Source organism: Erysipelatoclostridium sp. MSK.7.34, assembly GCF_019041935.1.
Classification (GTDB): domain Bacteria; phylum Bacillota_I; class Bacilli_A; order Erysipelotrichales; family Coprobacillaceae; genus Thomasclavelia; species Thomasclavelia ramosa.
The window spans coordinates 25,395-38,938 of sequence record NZ_JAHPYJ010000007.1 but is presented as its reverse complement, the minus strand read 5'-3'; the positions used below and the strand labels follow the sequence as shown (position 1 = coordinate 38,938).

Annotated in this window: 15 protein-coding genes; 9 read left to right on the top strand and 6 right to left on the bottom strand. The window is 31.3% G+C overall.

All coding sequences use genetic code 11. The features are described 5' to 3' along the window. Window positions 1-22: 22 nt before the first annotated feature. Window positions 23-700, bottom strand: a complete 678-nt coding sequence (gene rbr, locus KTF99_RS06735) for a rubrerythrin (protein WP_003534437.1) — start codon at window positions 698-700, stop codon at window positions 23-25. Window positions 701-1,513: 813 nt separating this feature from the next. Beyond that, window positions 1,514-2,380: an AraC family transcriptional regulator gene (locus tag KTF99_RS06730; RefSeq protein ID WP_020994201.1), complete on the bottom strand. Its 867-nt coding sequence runs from the start codon at window positions 2,378-2,380 to the stop codon at window positions 1,514-1,516. A gap of 97 nt (window positions 2,381-2,477) precedes the next feature. On the opposite strand from KTF99_RS06730, the gene spoIVA reads away from it, so the two are divergent. From spoIVA to nth, 6 genes are all read left to right on the top strand, one after another. Next, on the top strand, window positions 2,478-3,953 hold the full coding sequence (spoIVA, locus tag KTF99_RS06725; RefSeq protein WP_008792746.1) for a stage IV sporulation protein A: 1,476 nt from the start codon (window positions 2,478-2,480) through the stop codon (window positions 3,951-3,953). A gap of 64 nt (window positions 3,954-4,017) precedes the next feature. Then, window positions 4,018-4,290 (top strand): HU family DNA-binding protein, encoded by a 273-nt coding sequence (locus KTF99_RS06720; protein ID WP_008792745.1) that lies wholly within the window; start codon window positions 4,018-4,020, stop codon window positions 4,288-4,290. A 73-nt stretch (window positions 4,291-4,363) separates the two neighbouring features. Then, window positions 4,364-5,071, top strand: a complete 708-nt coding sequence (locus KTF99_RS06715) for a zinc metallopeptidase (protein ID WP_008792744.1) — start codon at window positions 4,364-4,366, stop codon at window positions 5,069-5,071. A gap of 79 nt (window positions 5,072-5,150) precedes the next feature. Then, window positions 5,151-5,639 (top strand): hypothetical protein, encoded by a 489-nt coding sequence (locus KTF99_RS06710; RefSeq protein ID WP_008792727.1) that lies wholly within the window; start codon window positions 5,151-5,153, stop codon window positions 5,637-5,639. Beyond that, window positions 5,632-6,243, top strand: coding sequence for a DnaD domain-containing protein (locus KTF99_RS06705; protein WP_003534424.1), 612 nt, complete (start codon window positions 5,632-5,634; stop codon window positions 6,241-6,243). Before KTF99_RS06710 ends, KTF99_RS06705 begins: the two co-directional genes overlap by 8 nt. Further along, window positions 6,236-6,877, top strand: coding sequence for an endonuclease III (gene nth / locus KTF99_RS06700; RefSeq protein ID WP_008792725.1), 642 nt, complete (start codon window positions 6,236-6,238; stop codon window positions 6,875-6,877). The genes KTF99_RS06705 and nth overlap by 8 nt, the downstream gene beginning before the upstream one ends. Before the next feature lie 61 nt (window positions 6,878-6,938). On the opposite strand, the gene KTF99_RS06695 is transcribed toward nth, so the two are convergent. Further along, entirely contained in the window at window positions 6,939-9,599 is a 2,661-nt protein-coding gene (locus KTF99_RS06695) for a transglycosylase domain-containing protein (protein WP_029482472.1), read from the bottom strand. Further along, on the bottom strand, window positions 9,589-10,188 hold the full coding sequence (gene recU, locus KTF99_RS06690) for a Holliday junction resolvase RecU (protein WP_003534420.1): 600 nt from the start codon (window positions 10,186-10,188) through the stop codon (window positions 9,589-9,591). The genes KTF99_RS06695 and recU overlap by 11 nt, the downstream gene beginning before the upstream one ends. Window positions 10,189-10,394: 206 nt before the next feature. Here recU and KTF99_RS06685 point away from each other — a divergent pair, with 206 nt between their 5' ends. From KTF99_RS06685 to KTF99_RS06675, 3 genes are all read left to right on the top strand, one after another. Then, window positions 10,395-10,715 (top strand): DivIVA domain-containing protein, encoded by a 321-nt coding sequence (locus KTF99_RS06685; RefSeq protein ID WP_003534419.1) that lies wholly within the window; start codon window positions 10,395-10,397, stop codon window positions 10,713-10,715. A 142-nt stretch (window positions 10,716-10,857) separates the two neighbouring features. Beyond that, on the top strand, window positions 10,858-11,265 hold the full coding sequence (locus KTF99_RS06680) for a helix-turn-helix domain-containing protein (protein WP_003534418.1): 408 nt from the start codon (window positions 10,858-10,860) through the stop codon (window positions 11,263-11,265). Between the two features lie 11 nt (window positions 11,266-11,276). Further along, the gene (locus KTF99_RS06675; protein ID WP_003534417.1) at window positions 11,277-11,597 is read left to right on the top strand and encodes a hypothetical protein; all 321 of its coding nucleotides are present in this window, start codon (window positions 11,277-11,279) and stop codon (window positions 11,595-11,597) included. A gap of 119 nt (window positions 11,598-11,716) precedes the next feature. Here the strand turns inward: KTF99_RS06675 and KTF99_RS06670 are convergent, their stop codons facing one another. Then, complete coding sequence (locus tag KTF99_RS06670) at window positions 11,717-12,784, bottom strand: FUSC family protein (RefSeq protein WP_029482475.1); 1,068 nt, start codon at window positions 12,782-12,784, stop codon at window positions 11,717-11,719. Then, window positions 12,784-13,221 (bottom strand): MarR family winged helix-turn-helix transcriptional regulator, encoded by a 438-nt coding sequence (locus KTF99_RS06665; protein WP_003534415.1) that lies wholly within the window; start codon window positions 13,219-13,221, stop codon window positions 12,784-12,786. The genes KTF99_RS06670 and KTF99_RS06665 overlap by 1 nt, the downstream gene beginning before the upstream one ends. Between the last annotated feature and the right edge of the window lie 323 nt (window positions 13,222-13,544).

Below are 13,544 nucleotides of genomic sequence, written 5' to 3'. Positions count from 1 at the left end.
AAAATAGTTATATTAATTCTTATTAGTAATTTTCACACATTCTTTCAAAAAAGGCTTTAGGATATCCGCATGTAGGACAATGTTCAGGTGCTTCATCTCCTTCATAAATGAATCCGCATTGACGACATTTCCATCCTTTTGGGGCATCGCCTTTGAATGTTGTGCCGTTTTTATATGATTCTAATAATTTTAGATAACGTTTCTCATGGGATTTTTCAACGATAGCAACATTTTCAAATTTAATTGCTAATTCTTCAAAACCTTCTTCACGTGCTTCTTGGGCCATTCTTGCATACATTTCAGTCCACTCTTCATTTTCACCTGCAGCGGCTGCTTCTAGATTTTCATCAGTTGTTCCAATTCCATGAAATGCGGCAAACCACATTTTAGCATGTTGTTTTTCTTGATCAGCTGTTTCTTCAAAAATTGCAGCAATTTGCTCTAATCCTTCTTTACGAGCTGCTTCAGCAAAGAAAGTATATTTATTACGAGCCATTGATTCACCAGCAAAGGCTTCCATTAAATTCTTTTCAGTTTTTGTTCCCGCATATTTACTAGTACTAGTTTCTGCTACTGCTTCAAATTTTTCTTTTGGAGCTTTACAAACCGGACATACCCAATCAGTATCTAAATCATTCCACTTAGCATCTTGAGTAGCTTCATCATAAATAAATCCACAAATTTTACAAACGTATTTCATCTTCTTTTCCTCCAAATTTATTAAATAGTAATCATTACTATTTAATTATAACGCTTATTAAATTAAAAAGCAATTTATATTTTATTAATTTATGAATCTTTATTTGATATATGTTTAAATTAGCTTTTTTCATTACAAGGAATTTTTTAGTAGTTTATTAATTAAATCTTTCTCACGTCATTTTTAGCATTTTTCAATAACTTGTTTAAAAAGTTTCAAGTATATAAACTTTGAGGTAGCATAAATCTTGATTTACGAGCAATGTCTTCATTTATTAATCGGTTAGATTTGACTAGAGTGTTAGCTATTTGCTTAATAACAGGATTGCTTGTTTGTTTTGAAAGATTTTGAGCTATTACTTCTTGTTTTGCTTTACTTCAGGTTAAATAACCTAACTCATTAAGCATTTTAACTTCTTTATTTCGTGGTGGATAGTCATAAGGGACCATAGAAATGGCATTTAATCACAGGTGTGCGTTAATACATTTTGAAGCCTTAATTTGATCATCTTGTGTATCACTTGCTCTGGTAGGACAAACGTATAAATGAAGGTAATCTTTAGTGTATCGGTGAATATTTCCTTTTGCTCTCGTTTTCACATTATTGGCTTCTAACAATTTTAAACTTGTCATTTTGTAAATTGGACAAAATTCAGGTGGAAAGATCTAGTATAAACAAATTCGCAAATACTACTTAACTTTTCTAATTCTTTTAAATAGGTAATAGTAATCATTATTAATATATTATAATTGCAATTACTTACATGAATAAAAGCAATAATAATTAATAAAAAGAATAGATTGATCTAATAATCTATTCTTTGCGTTTATGAGGATCATTCATTCTTGAATTATCAACTAATTTAAATTGTTTACGATAATCACGTGGTGCCATTTGATGTGAATTACTAAATGCTTTTGAAAAAGATAATTGGTTAGAATATCCGCAAGAGAAGGCAATTTGATTAATTGTAAGATCAGTATTAGTAAGAAGATCTTCGGCGCGCATCATTCGATACTTTAATAAAAATTCTTGTGGTGATAAATGAAGATGCTTTTTAAATAATGTTGTTAGATAACTGCGGTTGAGAGAAAGGTAATCAGCAATCTCGTTGACTGTTACCATTTCCTGGTAATTATTTTGAATATATTCAATTGCTTTATCAACATATGGATTGTAGTTAGGGGCTACATTATCATTATAAGTAATATTAGCACTTTTGGCTAAAAAACTAAAAAAGGTATACAGTTGTCCTTGAATAAATAACTCGTTACTATAGCTTAGTTTATTGTGTGCAAGAATAGCAATCGTTGTTTCTCTCAATTCATTGATATAATCACAATGAACTACAAGATTATGTTCATCTAAATTACATCGTTTTAAATATTGACGAGTTTTAGAACCATCAAAGCTGATCCATAAATATGTCCAAGGTTCATGTTGATCGGCTTGATAATAAGTGACAACGTTTGGCATTATTAAAAAAGCATCACCTGCTTTAATCTGATATACTTGGTTGTTAACGTGATATTCACCTTGACCGGAGAGACAGTAATGTAATAGATAATTTGGACGAACAGCTGGACCATATGAATAATTAGGTTTACATTCTTGCATCCCGCAAAATTTCAAGTAAAAATCTTCAAAAGATTTATTCTCTAATTCTAAATATGAGTACATGGAAATACCTCCTTTATCAATTATACCAAATTAATAATTAGATGTGTTCTAAATATAGGCATATTTCATATAAATAATACGAAGAGAGGAGTTTACAATGGAAACGAAAAATATCTTACATGATATCGCAAAAAGGTGCGATGGGGACATATATTTAGGGGTGGTTGGACCGGTTCGAAGTGGGAAATCTTCATTTATCAAACGTTTTATGGAAATGGCGGTCATTCCATATATCGAAGATAAAGATGCAAAACTGCGTGCCATTGACGAATTGCCACAGTCTGGTAAAGGTAAAATGATTATGACTGTAGAACCTAAATTTATTCCTAATCAAGCAGTAGAAATGTTAATGGATGAGAATTTTAAAGTTAATGTCCGACTAGTTGATTGTGTTGGTTATGTTATTGAAGGAGCAAAGGGATATCAAGATGATCAAGGAATACGCTATGTTAAAACGCCTTGGTATTTAGAATCAATTCCATTTGATCAAGCAGCCAAAGTCGGAACGAAAAAAGTTATACAAGATCATTCAACAATTGGAATCGTTATAACTAGTGATGGTAGTATTTGTGATATTCCAGGAGCTAATTATAATGAAGCGACTGATAGTATTGTTGAAGAACTATTAGACATTGATAAGCCGTTTATTATTATAATTAATACTAAAGATGTCAACAGTTCTGCTTGTAAAAAAGAGTATGAACGTTTAACCGCTAAATATGATGTTCCAGTTCTATCTATGGATGTTACAAATATGGAAGAACCACAAATTGTTTCATTATTAAAAGATGCATTATATGAATTTAAAATCAGTGAAGTACGTATCGAGGTACCTAAATGGTTAGCAATGATGTCAAATAGTCATTGGTTAAAACAAACATTAGATACATCATTAAAAGAATCATTACAATCAATTAAAAAGTTTAAAGATGTAGAGCGGATTGGTGATACGATCAGCGAATATGATTTTGTTGATAAAGCTTACTTAACAGGAATAGATACAACTACTTCAAGTGCTACTTTAAAAATTGAAGAACGTGAAGGGCTATATAATGAAATATTAGAAGAAATAATTGGCGATAAAGGATTTGATCAGGCAACTTTCTTAACCTTTATTCAAGAACTAGTAGATATAAAAAAAGAATATGAAGGTTTTTCAAATGCTATTAGAATGGTAAAGCAGACAGGATATGGTTATGCAATTCCAAAGTTAGATGAAATTGAGTTGAGTGATCCAGAAATTATTAAACAAGGACCTCGTTATGGGATGAAACTTGTTTCTAAAGCAGGAACTACTTATATGATCAAAGTTGATATTGAAAGTACTTTTGAACCAATTATTGGATCGAGGGAACAAGCAGAAGCATTTATTGAATATTTGAATTCTAGTGGAAATGATAAACAAGCGATTTTTGATTGTGATGTATTTGGTCGTAAACTTGGTGATTTGATTGAAGAAGGTATGTATATTAAGCTAAATGCAATCCCTGAAAATGCCAGTTTAAGACTGCATGATATTTTGTCAAAAATTGTTAATAAGGGCAAAAGTAATGTAATTGCAATTGTGCTATAAAAGTGCTTGAAATCGGTACTTTTTAATGTTATACTTTCGAAGTATTAGAATTATGGAGGTTGTTATGAACAAGAAAGAGTTAGTCGAAACAGTATCTAAAGAAAGAAACTTAACTAAAAAAGATGCCGAAATTTTAGTAGACACAGTTTTTAATACAATTACGCGTAGTGTTGTTGAAGGAGATAAAGTTTTAATCTCTGGATTTGGAACATTTAAAGTAAATGATCGTAAAGCTCGCAAAGGAATTTCACCAAAAACTCAAGAAGAAATGGTCATTCCTGCAAGCAAGACAGTTACATTCAAACCTAGTAATCGTTTGAAAGATGCAATGAATTAATCATTGCATTTTTATTTTATTAATAATAAGTTAATAATATAGTGTATAATAGAGTGTAAAGGAGTTGATATATATGCCATTTTATTATTTTCCAATGAATAGCTATTATATGTTTGGGTATTTATTAGTTATTATTGGATCATTAATTATGATATATGGTCAAATAAAAGTTAATAGTGCATATAAACGCTATGAAAGAATCCCCAATAGCCGAGGTATAACCGGAGCGATGGTTGCACGAGAAATTTTAGATCGAAATGGATTGAGTGATATTCAAATTCATGTTGTTAATGGAAAATTATCTGATCATTACAACCCTCGAAATAAGACAATCAATTTGTCACGTGAAATTCATGATGGAACATCGATTGCGGCACTTGCGGTAGCTAGTCATGAATGTGGGCATGCAATCCAGCATTTAGTTGGTTATAAGCCGCTCGTATTTAGAAATGCTATCTTGCCATTATGCAATGTTGGACAATATTTGGGATGGATTGCTGTATTTATTGGTTTGATCATGGGAAATACAAGTGTTGCTTGGATCGGAGTATTTTTAATGGGAGGAATCTTGTTATTTCAAATTGTTACTTTGCCAGTAGAATTTGATGCTTCTTCAAGAGCATTAAGAATCTTAAAAGCTAACTATCTCACTACCGATGAATATAGTGGGGCTAAATCAATGTTATCAGCAGCGGCGTTTACTTATGTGGCAGCGATGTTGTCGACGGTACTGTCATTATTAAGAATTGTATTGATCGTTATAGGTAATGATCGTGATTAAAAATCTCTTTTAGAGATTTTTTCTTTTATATTATGATAATTGATAGTATAATAATTAAGCGAGGAAAGTTGGTGTTATTTTGAAATTTTTACGAAAAAATCGTTTTAATATATTAATTGTTTTTTTAGTTTTAGTTTTAATAGTTGTTAGTTTTTATATGCTTTGGGTTCATGTTCCCTATTCAAAACATAAAAATGAGATTACAAGTATTGAAAATGTTATTGTTAAAGAGAATAATTATAGTAATGTTAAGTATTTTGACCGCTATAATAGTGATAAAAGTTACTATATTATTCGTGCAACCAAGGGCAAAAAACAACAATATGCAGTTTTTGATGAAAAATATAAATTAATTAAATCTTATAGTGGTGATGTAGTGGATCAACAAGTATGTATTAACGCATTTAAAGAAAAATATAAACAGGAGCCAAGTGAAGTTTCAGTTGGTTATGAAAATGAAATCTTTGTCTATTGTTTAATGTATCAAGGAAAGGATTCACTGGTTTATGCTTTTTATGGAATTGATAATGGGGAATTCGTAAAGGCATATCGAATTGATAATGGATAGAATGATGTTAAAGAGTTTAGTTGAAAGTAAATGCATTAATATTGAACGACTACTGGTGTTAAGCGCAAAGGAATTAAAGATTGACGGTAATGAATGTCATATTTTGCTGCTTATTTATACTTTAATGGAAGCAGGGATCAAGACAGTAACGCCACAGATGATTCAAAATTATTCGATGTTGACAAGTCATGATCTTAATAAGGTGCTACAAAGTTTATTAAATAAAAAACTTATTTATAACCGAGCTGGTTCAATTAGTTTGAATCATCTTGAAGATAAACTATTACAAGATCATGAATCAGCGAGTGCTAAACAAGAGGAGGAGAGTCTTAATATTGTTACTATTTTTGAAGAACAATTTGGACGACCTTTATCACCAATTGAATTAAATATTATTAAAGATTGGAAAGAAAGCGATTATAGTGATGAAATGATTGTTAAAGCCTTAAAAGAGGCAGTGAAGAGCCAAGTTCTTAATTTTAGATATGTAGAAGGGATATTGAATAATTGGGCTAAAAATGGTATTAAACAACGCTATGTTGAAAGTGAACAACCACAGCGAAAAGTTCCAATTAGTGAATATAAATGGTGGGAAAATGAATAAAGAAAAAACTAACCGAGTATTAGAATATTTTGATGAATTGTTTCCAGATGCTTATTGTGAACTTAATCATGAAAGTGATTTTCAATTATTGGTTGCAGTAATGTTATCAGCACAAACAACAGATAAAAAAGTTAATCAGTTGACAGAAAATTTATTCAAAAAATATCCGACTGTTGAAGCAGTAAGTCAAGCTAGTTTACCGGAATTAGAGCAGGATATTAAAACCATTGGACTTTATCGAAACAAAGCTAAAAACTTACTAGCATTATCACATGTTTTAATTGAGCAGTTTGATGGTATTGTACCAAGTGATCAAAAACAATTAGAGAGTCTACCGGGGGTAGGTCGTAAAACAGCAAATGTTGTGCGTTCTGTAGCATTTGATATACCAGCCTTTGCAGTTGATACGCATGTTGAAAGGATTTCTAAACGATTAGGCTTTGCTAAAAGAGATGACAATGTTTTAACTGTTGAAAAGAAACTATGTCGTTCTATACCAAGAAATAGATGGAATAAATCCCATCATCAATTTATTTTCTTTGGAAGATACTTTTGTAAAGCAACTAACCCTAGTTGTACAGAATGTAAACTGGTTGATATGTGTAAGGATCCGATTAAAAATAAATACTTATAGGCGCCTGAGGATGTCTTTTTAATAAAAATATCAGCTTTATTAAAAGCTGATATTTTTATTATTATTCTCCAGGGTTTGAATTACCACCAACAGTAAAACTGATTGAAGCACTAACTGTATTAGTACCATCACTTTCAGTGATTTTAACGGTATATTGAGCACCTGGTGTTAATGCGAATTCTTTAGTTGCACTACCTGTAAAGGTACTAGGTGAACCAATTGTTCCTCCTGAAGAATTCATAAATTGAATCGTAATCGTATTACTACTGCTTTGAGCGTTTACTTTAATTGCAACTGAACTGGTTGCTGTGGTCGAACCATTAGTAATAGAAGAACCACCGGAAGTAATTGAATAATTTACTTTATCTAATTTAGCACTTGAACCAATTGTTTTTTCGATTTTATTAGATGTTGGACTACCGCTTGAATATGCATAATATCCAACAACCTTTACTTTACCGGTTGGGGCATAATCAATCGTACCACTATTTGTAGTCAATTTAGTACTATATAAAAGATTATTTGATTCATCATAGATTTCAACAACATAGACAATGTCAGGATTTGCAGGTTCATAGGCGGTAAAGCTAACATCTATTTTACCATTACCATTAATAGAAGCCTCGAATGCTGATAAAGTATTAATTTCAGGGTCTTTAGCTGCTGTAGTTGGACCATATCCTGTTTTAGCCCATCCTGTTAAGATTTGACTAGCAGGTGTATTAGCAGTCGGACTATCATATGTTCCCGCAACAACTTGAATTTGTTCAACACCAGATGGTTGCTCAGGATATGATTTTTTGTCGGTTGTATTTTTTTGTAAGTATTTTAGTAATTCAGCGACTACTTTAGCTGGATAAGCTTTATAGTCAGAAGTATTCTTACCTTTTTTGATACCTGTTGTATCAAATCCCATCCATACTGAACATGTATAGTCAGGGGTGTAAGCAGTCATCCATAAATCTCGGCTCTTGCCTGCTTTAACATATGGACTAGTACTGTCCCAGTTAGACGTTCCTGTCTTAGCGCCAACGTTATCAAGTCCGCTTAGTGATGAATAACTTCCTGTAGTACTGCTTGAATAGCTTAACATTGTTTCACGAATCATGAAAGATACGTCTTCACCAATGCTTTGAGTAACATTTTTTTGCAATTCTTCATCAATTTTGACGGTTTTATTTGTTTCGACAACTTCAACATAGTTGATTGTATGAGATTCGATATAATTACCATTATTTGCAATCGTTGCATATGCACCAGCTAATTCAACTGGACTTACACCGGTTTTCCAGCCACCGATTGCATAAGTATCACTTAATTCTTTATCTTGGTCAGACATATCGATACCAACAGATTCCATGTCTTTAATAATCGCATCGCTGCCAGCTGCTTTTTTTACTTCTTGGAAAGTTGTAATGGCTGGGATATTCCATGAATTAAGCAGGGCATCAGAAATACTCATTGAACCATGGTACTGACCATCCCAGTTTTTAATTGTTTTACCGCCTAGAGTCAATGGCTCGTCTTTAACAGTATTAACAGTACTCCAATTTAGATATTTGTAGGCAAGACCATAATCTAATAGTGGTTTCATTGATGAACCAGGCTGTTGTTTTACGGTAGCTTTATTTAAATCACCGGATTTGTAGTTATGTCCACCGATAACGGCGATGATCCGACCATCTTGAGTAGATTGAACACTACCACCCATTTGCATATCTTCATCGCTATATTTATAAGTTTCACCATTAGCCATTGCTGTAGCCATTTTTTGTACTTCTTGATTGCAATATGTATAGATATTCATTTGAGTTTCTGCAGGGTCCAAGCCAGTTTTTTCTTTAACTTCTTTAGTGACGATATCTACATAAGCAGCTAAAGCATCGTCAGAAGAAGTAATACCTTGTGATAAAGTATTTTCGACTTTTACTTGTTTTGCTAAATCACATTCTTCCTGAGTGATGTACCCATGATCAACCATTAAATTTAAAACTGTTGCTCGACGTTGAGTCGCTTTTTCTAAATTATAATATGGATCATATGCACTTGGCGAATTCAATGTTCCTGCTAATAGAGCGGCTTCTGGAAGCGTAAGTTGTGAGACATCTTTGTTAAAATAGTATTTACTAGCTGCAGCAATTCCGATTGAGCTAGTGCTGCGGCCAAAATAAATTTTATTTAAATATAAAGTAATTATTTCTTCTTTACTAATTTCTTTAGTTGCCTGAATTGCAAGAATGATTTCACTTAGTTTACGCGTATAAGTTTGTTCTTCTTTTGGAAAGTAAGATTTTTTAATTACCTGTTGAGTAATTGTTGATCCTCCCCCACGAATACTTAAATGAGCTAAGTTAGTGATCATTGTTTTAGCAATACGTGGTAAATCAAAACCGTTATGTTCAAAGAAACGAGAATCCTCTGCGGCAACAACGGCATCAATCAATACTTGTGGTAAATCTTCATAAGTAACGTTTTCACGTTTACCATTTGTGTCACTACCAAATGTATACATTAATTCACCATTAATATCATACATCTTACTCGCTTCCCCAGAAAGTAATTTTTTAGCTGAGAAATCATCGGTTTCTTTGTATACTGACCAGGCAAAGAAGCAACCCATGCCTAAACAGACTATTAAAATTACAACTACTAGAGATGTAGCGACTTTTTTCCAATTTAATTTTTTCTTTGTTTTTCTTTTTCTTGTAGGGCTATCTGTCATTTTCGTGACCTCCTAAATAATACTGATCAATTATCTTTAAATAATCTAAGCGGGGATTAAATCCCTGTTCAATTAAATGTCCCTTTTCTTTAACCGTTTGATAAGAGATAGATTTTTGATCAGGTTGATAGTATGCATCAATTACATATGATGCATTAACTAAGTATACCTCATTTAGATGGGTAAAAGCAATAATTACAAAAGCAATTCCCTGGTGTTCAATCACGCTTTTTAAATGTTCGATTTGATGAACACTAATATTCGTAAAAGGAAAATTCTGTTTTTTAGTTTCTTTTGCTTCAAAATCCAGATATTTACCTTTATATATCCCATTATAGTCGGTGGTTGAAGGAGTCTTAAAATATGCTTCAACAATTCTAGCTGCAGACCTTTTAGGATAATCTACTTTAACAATCTGAATCGGGGTAGGTTTTTTATGAATATTTGCGATTTTTCTAGCTAAATAATATTTATTAGTCAAATTTAAATCTTCTTCTAAATTCATTCCCCGATGACGAGTATTTAACTTTCCATCAATTAGCTTTGTTTGATGAACAGTTGTTTTTTTCATATTTGGATAATTAACCATGCTTGCTCCTTTTTATTACTTTACGAAGGTATTATACCATATCTGTCTTAAAATATCATAGTATCTTATGAGTTTCCAAAACATTGTCAATTTAAGTAAAATCACTAACATTATGTTAATAATCGATTAATCGCTTGCATTTAAGACAATTTTTTGTTTCAATATAAAGTAGAGATAAGGAGTTGATAAACTTGGAAAAGAAAGTAATGTTAAGCCCTAAAAAGATAATAGCTAAAGAATTCAAAGTAGATTTTAAAGGATATAATGCTGAAGAAGTAGATCATTTTTTAGATATGGTTGTAAATGATTATGAAGCTTTTGCAGCTATGTTAAATGCTTCGTATGATAAGATTGATCAACTGGAAGCGCGTTTAAGCGAACAAAAGATCAAGATTGCTAAACTTGAAAGAGAAAAGGCTCTTCAAGATGATAATATCCATGCGATGGAAGAAAATCTTTCTACAAACGTTGATATTTTAAAAAGATTATCGTTATTAGAAAAAGTCGTATTTAATCAGAATAGATAATTGTTAATAAGACACTTTATAAGCAATAAAGTGTCTTTTATTATGATGTAAAAGGGTTTTGACAGTAAAAATATCGATGTCAAAAGTTTTTGATAGACAATTAAGGGGATAAATGTGATGATGCAATCAGGAGGAAGGATTAATGGAAATTGCAAAGAAAATTAAAACAGCTCGTATAAAAGTTGAGCTAACTCAAGAGCATGTAGCTGATGAGTTGCAAGTATCAAGACAGACAATTTCAAATTGGGAAAATGCTAAAACTTATCCAGATATTATTAGTATTATTAAATTAAGTGATCTATATCAAATTAGTTTGGATGAACTGTTGAAAGGTGATGATAAGATGATTGAACATTTGAATGAAAGTACCAATATTGTTAGTAGTAATAAAAAATTAATTTGTGTTGCTATAATTAATATTATTTTATTTTTTGGTTTAGTTATTTTTAATACTATAATTTCAAATAATAAATATTTACTGGCAAGTGTCCTGGTGATTGCTATGTGTAGTATTGCTGCTTTATTTTATCAGGTAATAAAAAAATTTTAGGAGAAAAGAAAATGAAATGGTATGAGATAATATTAGTTTTTATTGTTTTGCCTGGAGCCGTAAATACAGCTTATCAAGTTTTTAAGATAGCAGAGCTTGATGCTCGAAGTCGAGGGTTAAAACACCCTAAATTTTTAGGATTTATAGCGATTGGAGGACAAAATTCTAGCGGGCTGATTTTGTATTTAATTGGTCGCCATAAATATCCATCGACATTATCAAATCAAGATAGAGAAGTAATGAATTCACGAAAAAAGAAGGTTGGGGTCGGTTTGATTTTTATTGTCAGTGGGGCAATTGGACTGATTATTAATAAGGTATTGATAGGATAAAAATATATCTGGGGGTGACTTCTAAAGGAAAATTAGAGGAAAGCCTCTTTTTTTGTTATAAAAATACTCTTAAAGTTTAGTTGTTTAAACTCTAAGAGCACTTTTAATTAGATATTCTATTATAAATTATTATCAAACATTAGATTCTCATTTATTAATAATTGAATAATCTTTTCAAAAAGGTGGTGATAAACAAAGCTGAAAATACTACCGGCGATATTGGCAACGATTCTAATGATGATTGCATTTAAAAATCCAAATAAATCAATGGTGATTGCTAAGGCGCCAAAACAGTTGAAAACGGTCTGCCAATGATAACTGCCGCTAAAACCTACCATGATTCCTCCTAAAATCCCTGCTAACCCTAAATATTCTTTAGGAACTATTGTAAATAGTATCCCAAAAATTATACTGCCAACAACAACAAAAAGAGCACGATGTTTAAATTTATAGATAATTTGTTCATGATCGATGTTGATTATTGACATACATGCAAATGCAATCCACATAGTTCTTGAAAAATTAAGCATTTCTCCAAGAAAAATAACCAAGGCAATCGCACTGCTGATTTTTAGATACCAAAATGTTCGCTTGCTAGGACTAAAAAAATCTTTAAGAATGTCTTTGAAGTTAAGTCTCATCGTTTGTTGATAGTGACAATGATAATAGACAAGTGCTGTAAAGATGGCTGCAACCATCATGGCAATAATCCGCAGAGTATAACTGTTTTCGCTGACATCGTTTCCCCATAAGAGAATATAACCAAGAATAAAGGTAAAATGGTTAGCGTAACTAACTTGATGACTTGTAAGTATTAAGATTAGTAGTAAAGCGCTAAAATTTATTAATAACCCAAAGCCCAATGGGACTATATTGGCTAAATGCGGAGCAATAGCACATATTACAAAACTGGCAATTAGGGCTAATGTACTTTGTTTAATATTAAAATCTAAATCAGTAAAGCGAAGAGATAATACTGCCAACAGACCGATTATTCCTACTGAACTATTTTCATTTCCAAAAAGTGTTGTAAAAAAAGTGATAAAGATAATACAAAAGGCTAAGCAGAAAATATTTCTTAGGATCATTGCTGCAATATAACGATGTTTATCTTTTTTTGTAGGTGCATCACTAATTGCAGCTTTTAAGTTTTTAACATTTAATTGCATTGCTTGATAAATAGTCATTATTGTCCTCCTTTTAAGGTTATATTAGATTTTTTTATTAAGTTGATTAATTGTGTAAAATCATCAGATGGTAATTTCTTTTTTAATTGATAGATGGGTTCTAAATAATAAGTATATATATCATCAAGATGTTTTCTTCCTTGTGCAGTTATTTTTAAACAATAACTACGTTTATCAAATGGGTGTGGACTTTTAAGTAACAGTTCTTTTTTATTTAATTGCTCAATAAGACGGCTTACTAATGGTTTTGATACACCCATTCGTTTGCTGATAATAATAGGGGTAATTATTTCATCATCGATAATTAGTATTGATAATAAATCTAGTTCGTCTTTAGTAAGAACATTTTTTGGCTTACCTCGGCGATTTAATAAATGCGAAAACAAACGAATTTCTTGTGAGTAATTTATCATTTTTATCCATTCTGGTTCTTTCATAATTCCACCTCTTAGTTAACTTTATTAACTATATATTATTCATAAAAAAAGAATTGTCAATAACGTCAATTTAAAAAATAACAATTTTTTTATTTTAGGTGTATACAACATTCTTGAGGTGCGATTGCATGGTAGGGATGGAAAATATTTGGATAGGAACTGGAAGTTTGGAAATCGCTGAATAAAGCGCTTTGAGTAACTATTAGAATAATAGTTCTGATTAATTTGCAACTTTTAGCAAGATGATATTGAATCGAATAGCTGATAGGATGGAAGTAACAGAGATTTTTGATAAAAATCTTGGTGTAAGTAATTTAGGTAAA

Excerpts from the sequence above, each read along its gene's own strand:
- rbr (WP_003534437.1), bottom strand. The coding sequence starts at position 700 with ATGAAATACGTTTGTAAAATTTGTGGATTTATTTATGATGAAGCTACT.
- KTF99_RS06730 (WP_020994201.1), bottom strand. The coding sequence starts at position 2,380 with ATGTACTCATATTTAGAATTAGAGAATAAATCTTTTGAAGATTTTTAC.
- spoIVA (WP_008792746.1), top strand. The coding sequence starts at position 2,478 with ATGGAAACGAAAAATATCTTACATGATATCGCAAAAAGGTGCGATGGG.
- KTF99_RS06720 (WP_008792745.1), top strand. The coding sequence starts at position 4,018 with ATGAACAAGAAAGAGTTAGTCGAAACAGTATCTAAAGAAAGAAACTTA.
- KTF99_RS06715 (WP_008792744.1), top strand. The coding sequence starts at position 4,364 with ATGCCATTTTATTATTTTCCAATGAATAGCTATTATATGTTTGGGTAT.
- KTF99_RS06705 (WP_003534424.1), top strand. The coding sequence starts at position 5,632 with ATGGATAGAATGATGTTAAAGAGTTTAGTTGAAAGTAAATGCATTAAT.
- nth (WP_008792725.1), top strand. The coding sequence starts at position 6,236 with ATGAATAAAGAAAAAACTAACCGAGTATTAGAATATTTTGATGAATTG.
- KTF99_RS06695 (WP_029482472.1), bottom strand. The coding sequence starts at position 9,599 with ATGACAGATAGCCCTACAAGAAAAAGAAAAACAAAGAAAAAATTAAAT.
- recU (WP_003534420.1), bottom strand. The coding sequence starts at position 10,188 with ATGGTTAATTATCCAAATATGAAAAAAACAACTGTTCATCAAACAAAG.
- KTF99_RS06685 (WP_003534419.1), top strand. The coding sequence starts at position 10,395 with ATGTTAAGCCCTAAAAAGATAATAGCTAAAGAATTCAAAGTAGATTTT.
- KTF99_RS06680 (WP_003534418.1), top strand. The coding sequence starts at position 10,858 with ATGGAAATTGCAAAGAAAATTAAAACAGCTCGTATAAAAGTTGAGCTA.
- KTF99_RS06675 (WP_003534417.1), top strand. The coding sequence starts at position 11,277 with ATGAAATGGTATGAGATAATATTAGTTTTTATTGTTTTGCCTGGAGCC.
- KTF99_RS06670 (WP_029482475.1), bottom strand. The coding sequence starts at position 12,784 with ATGACTATTTATCAAGCAATGCAATTAAATGTTAAAAACTTAAAAGCT.
- KTF99_RS06665 (WP_003534415.1), bottom strand. The coding sequence starts at position 13,221 with ATGAAAGAACCAGAATGGATAAAAATGATAAATTACTCACAAGAAATT.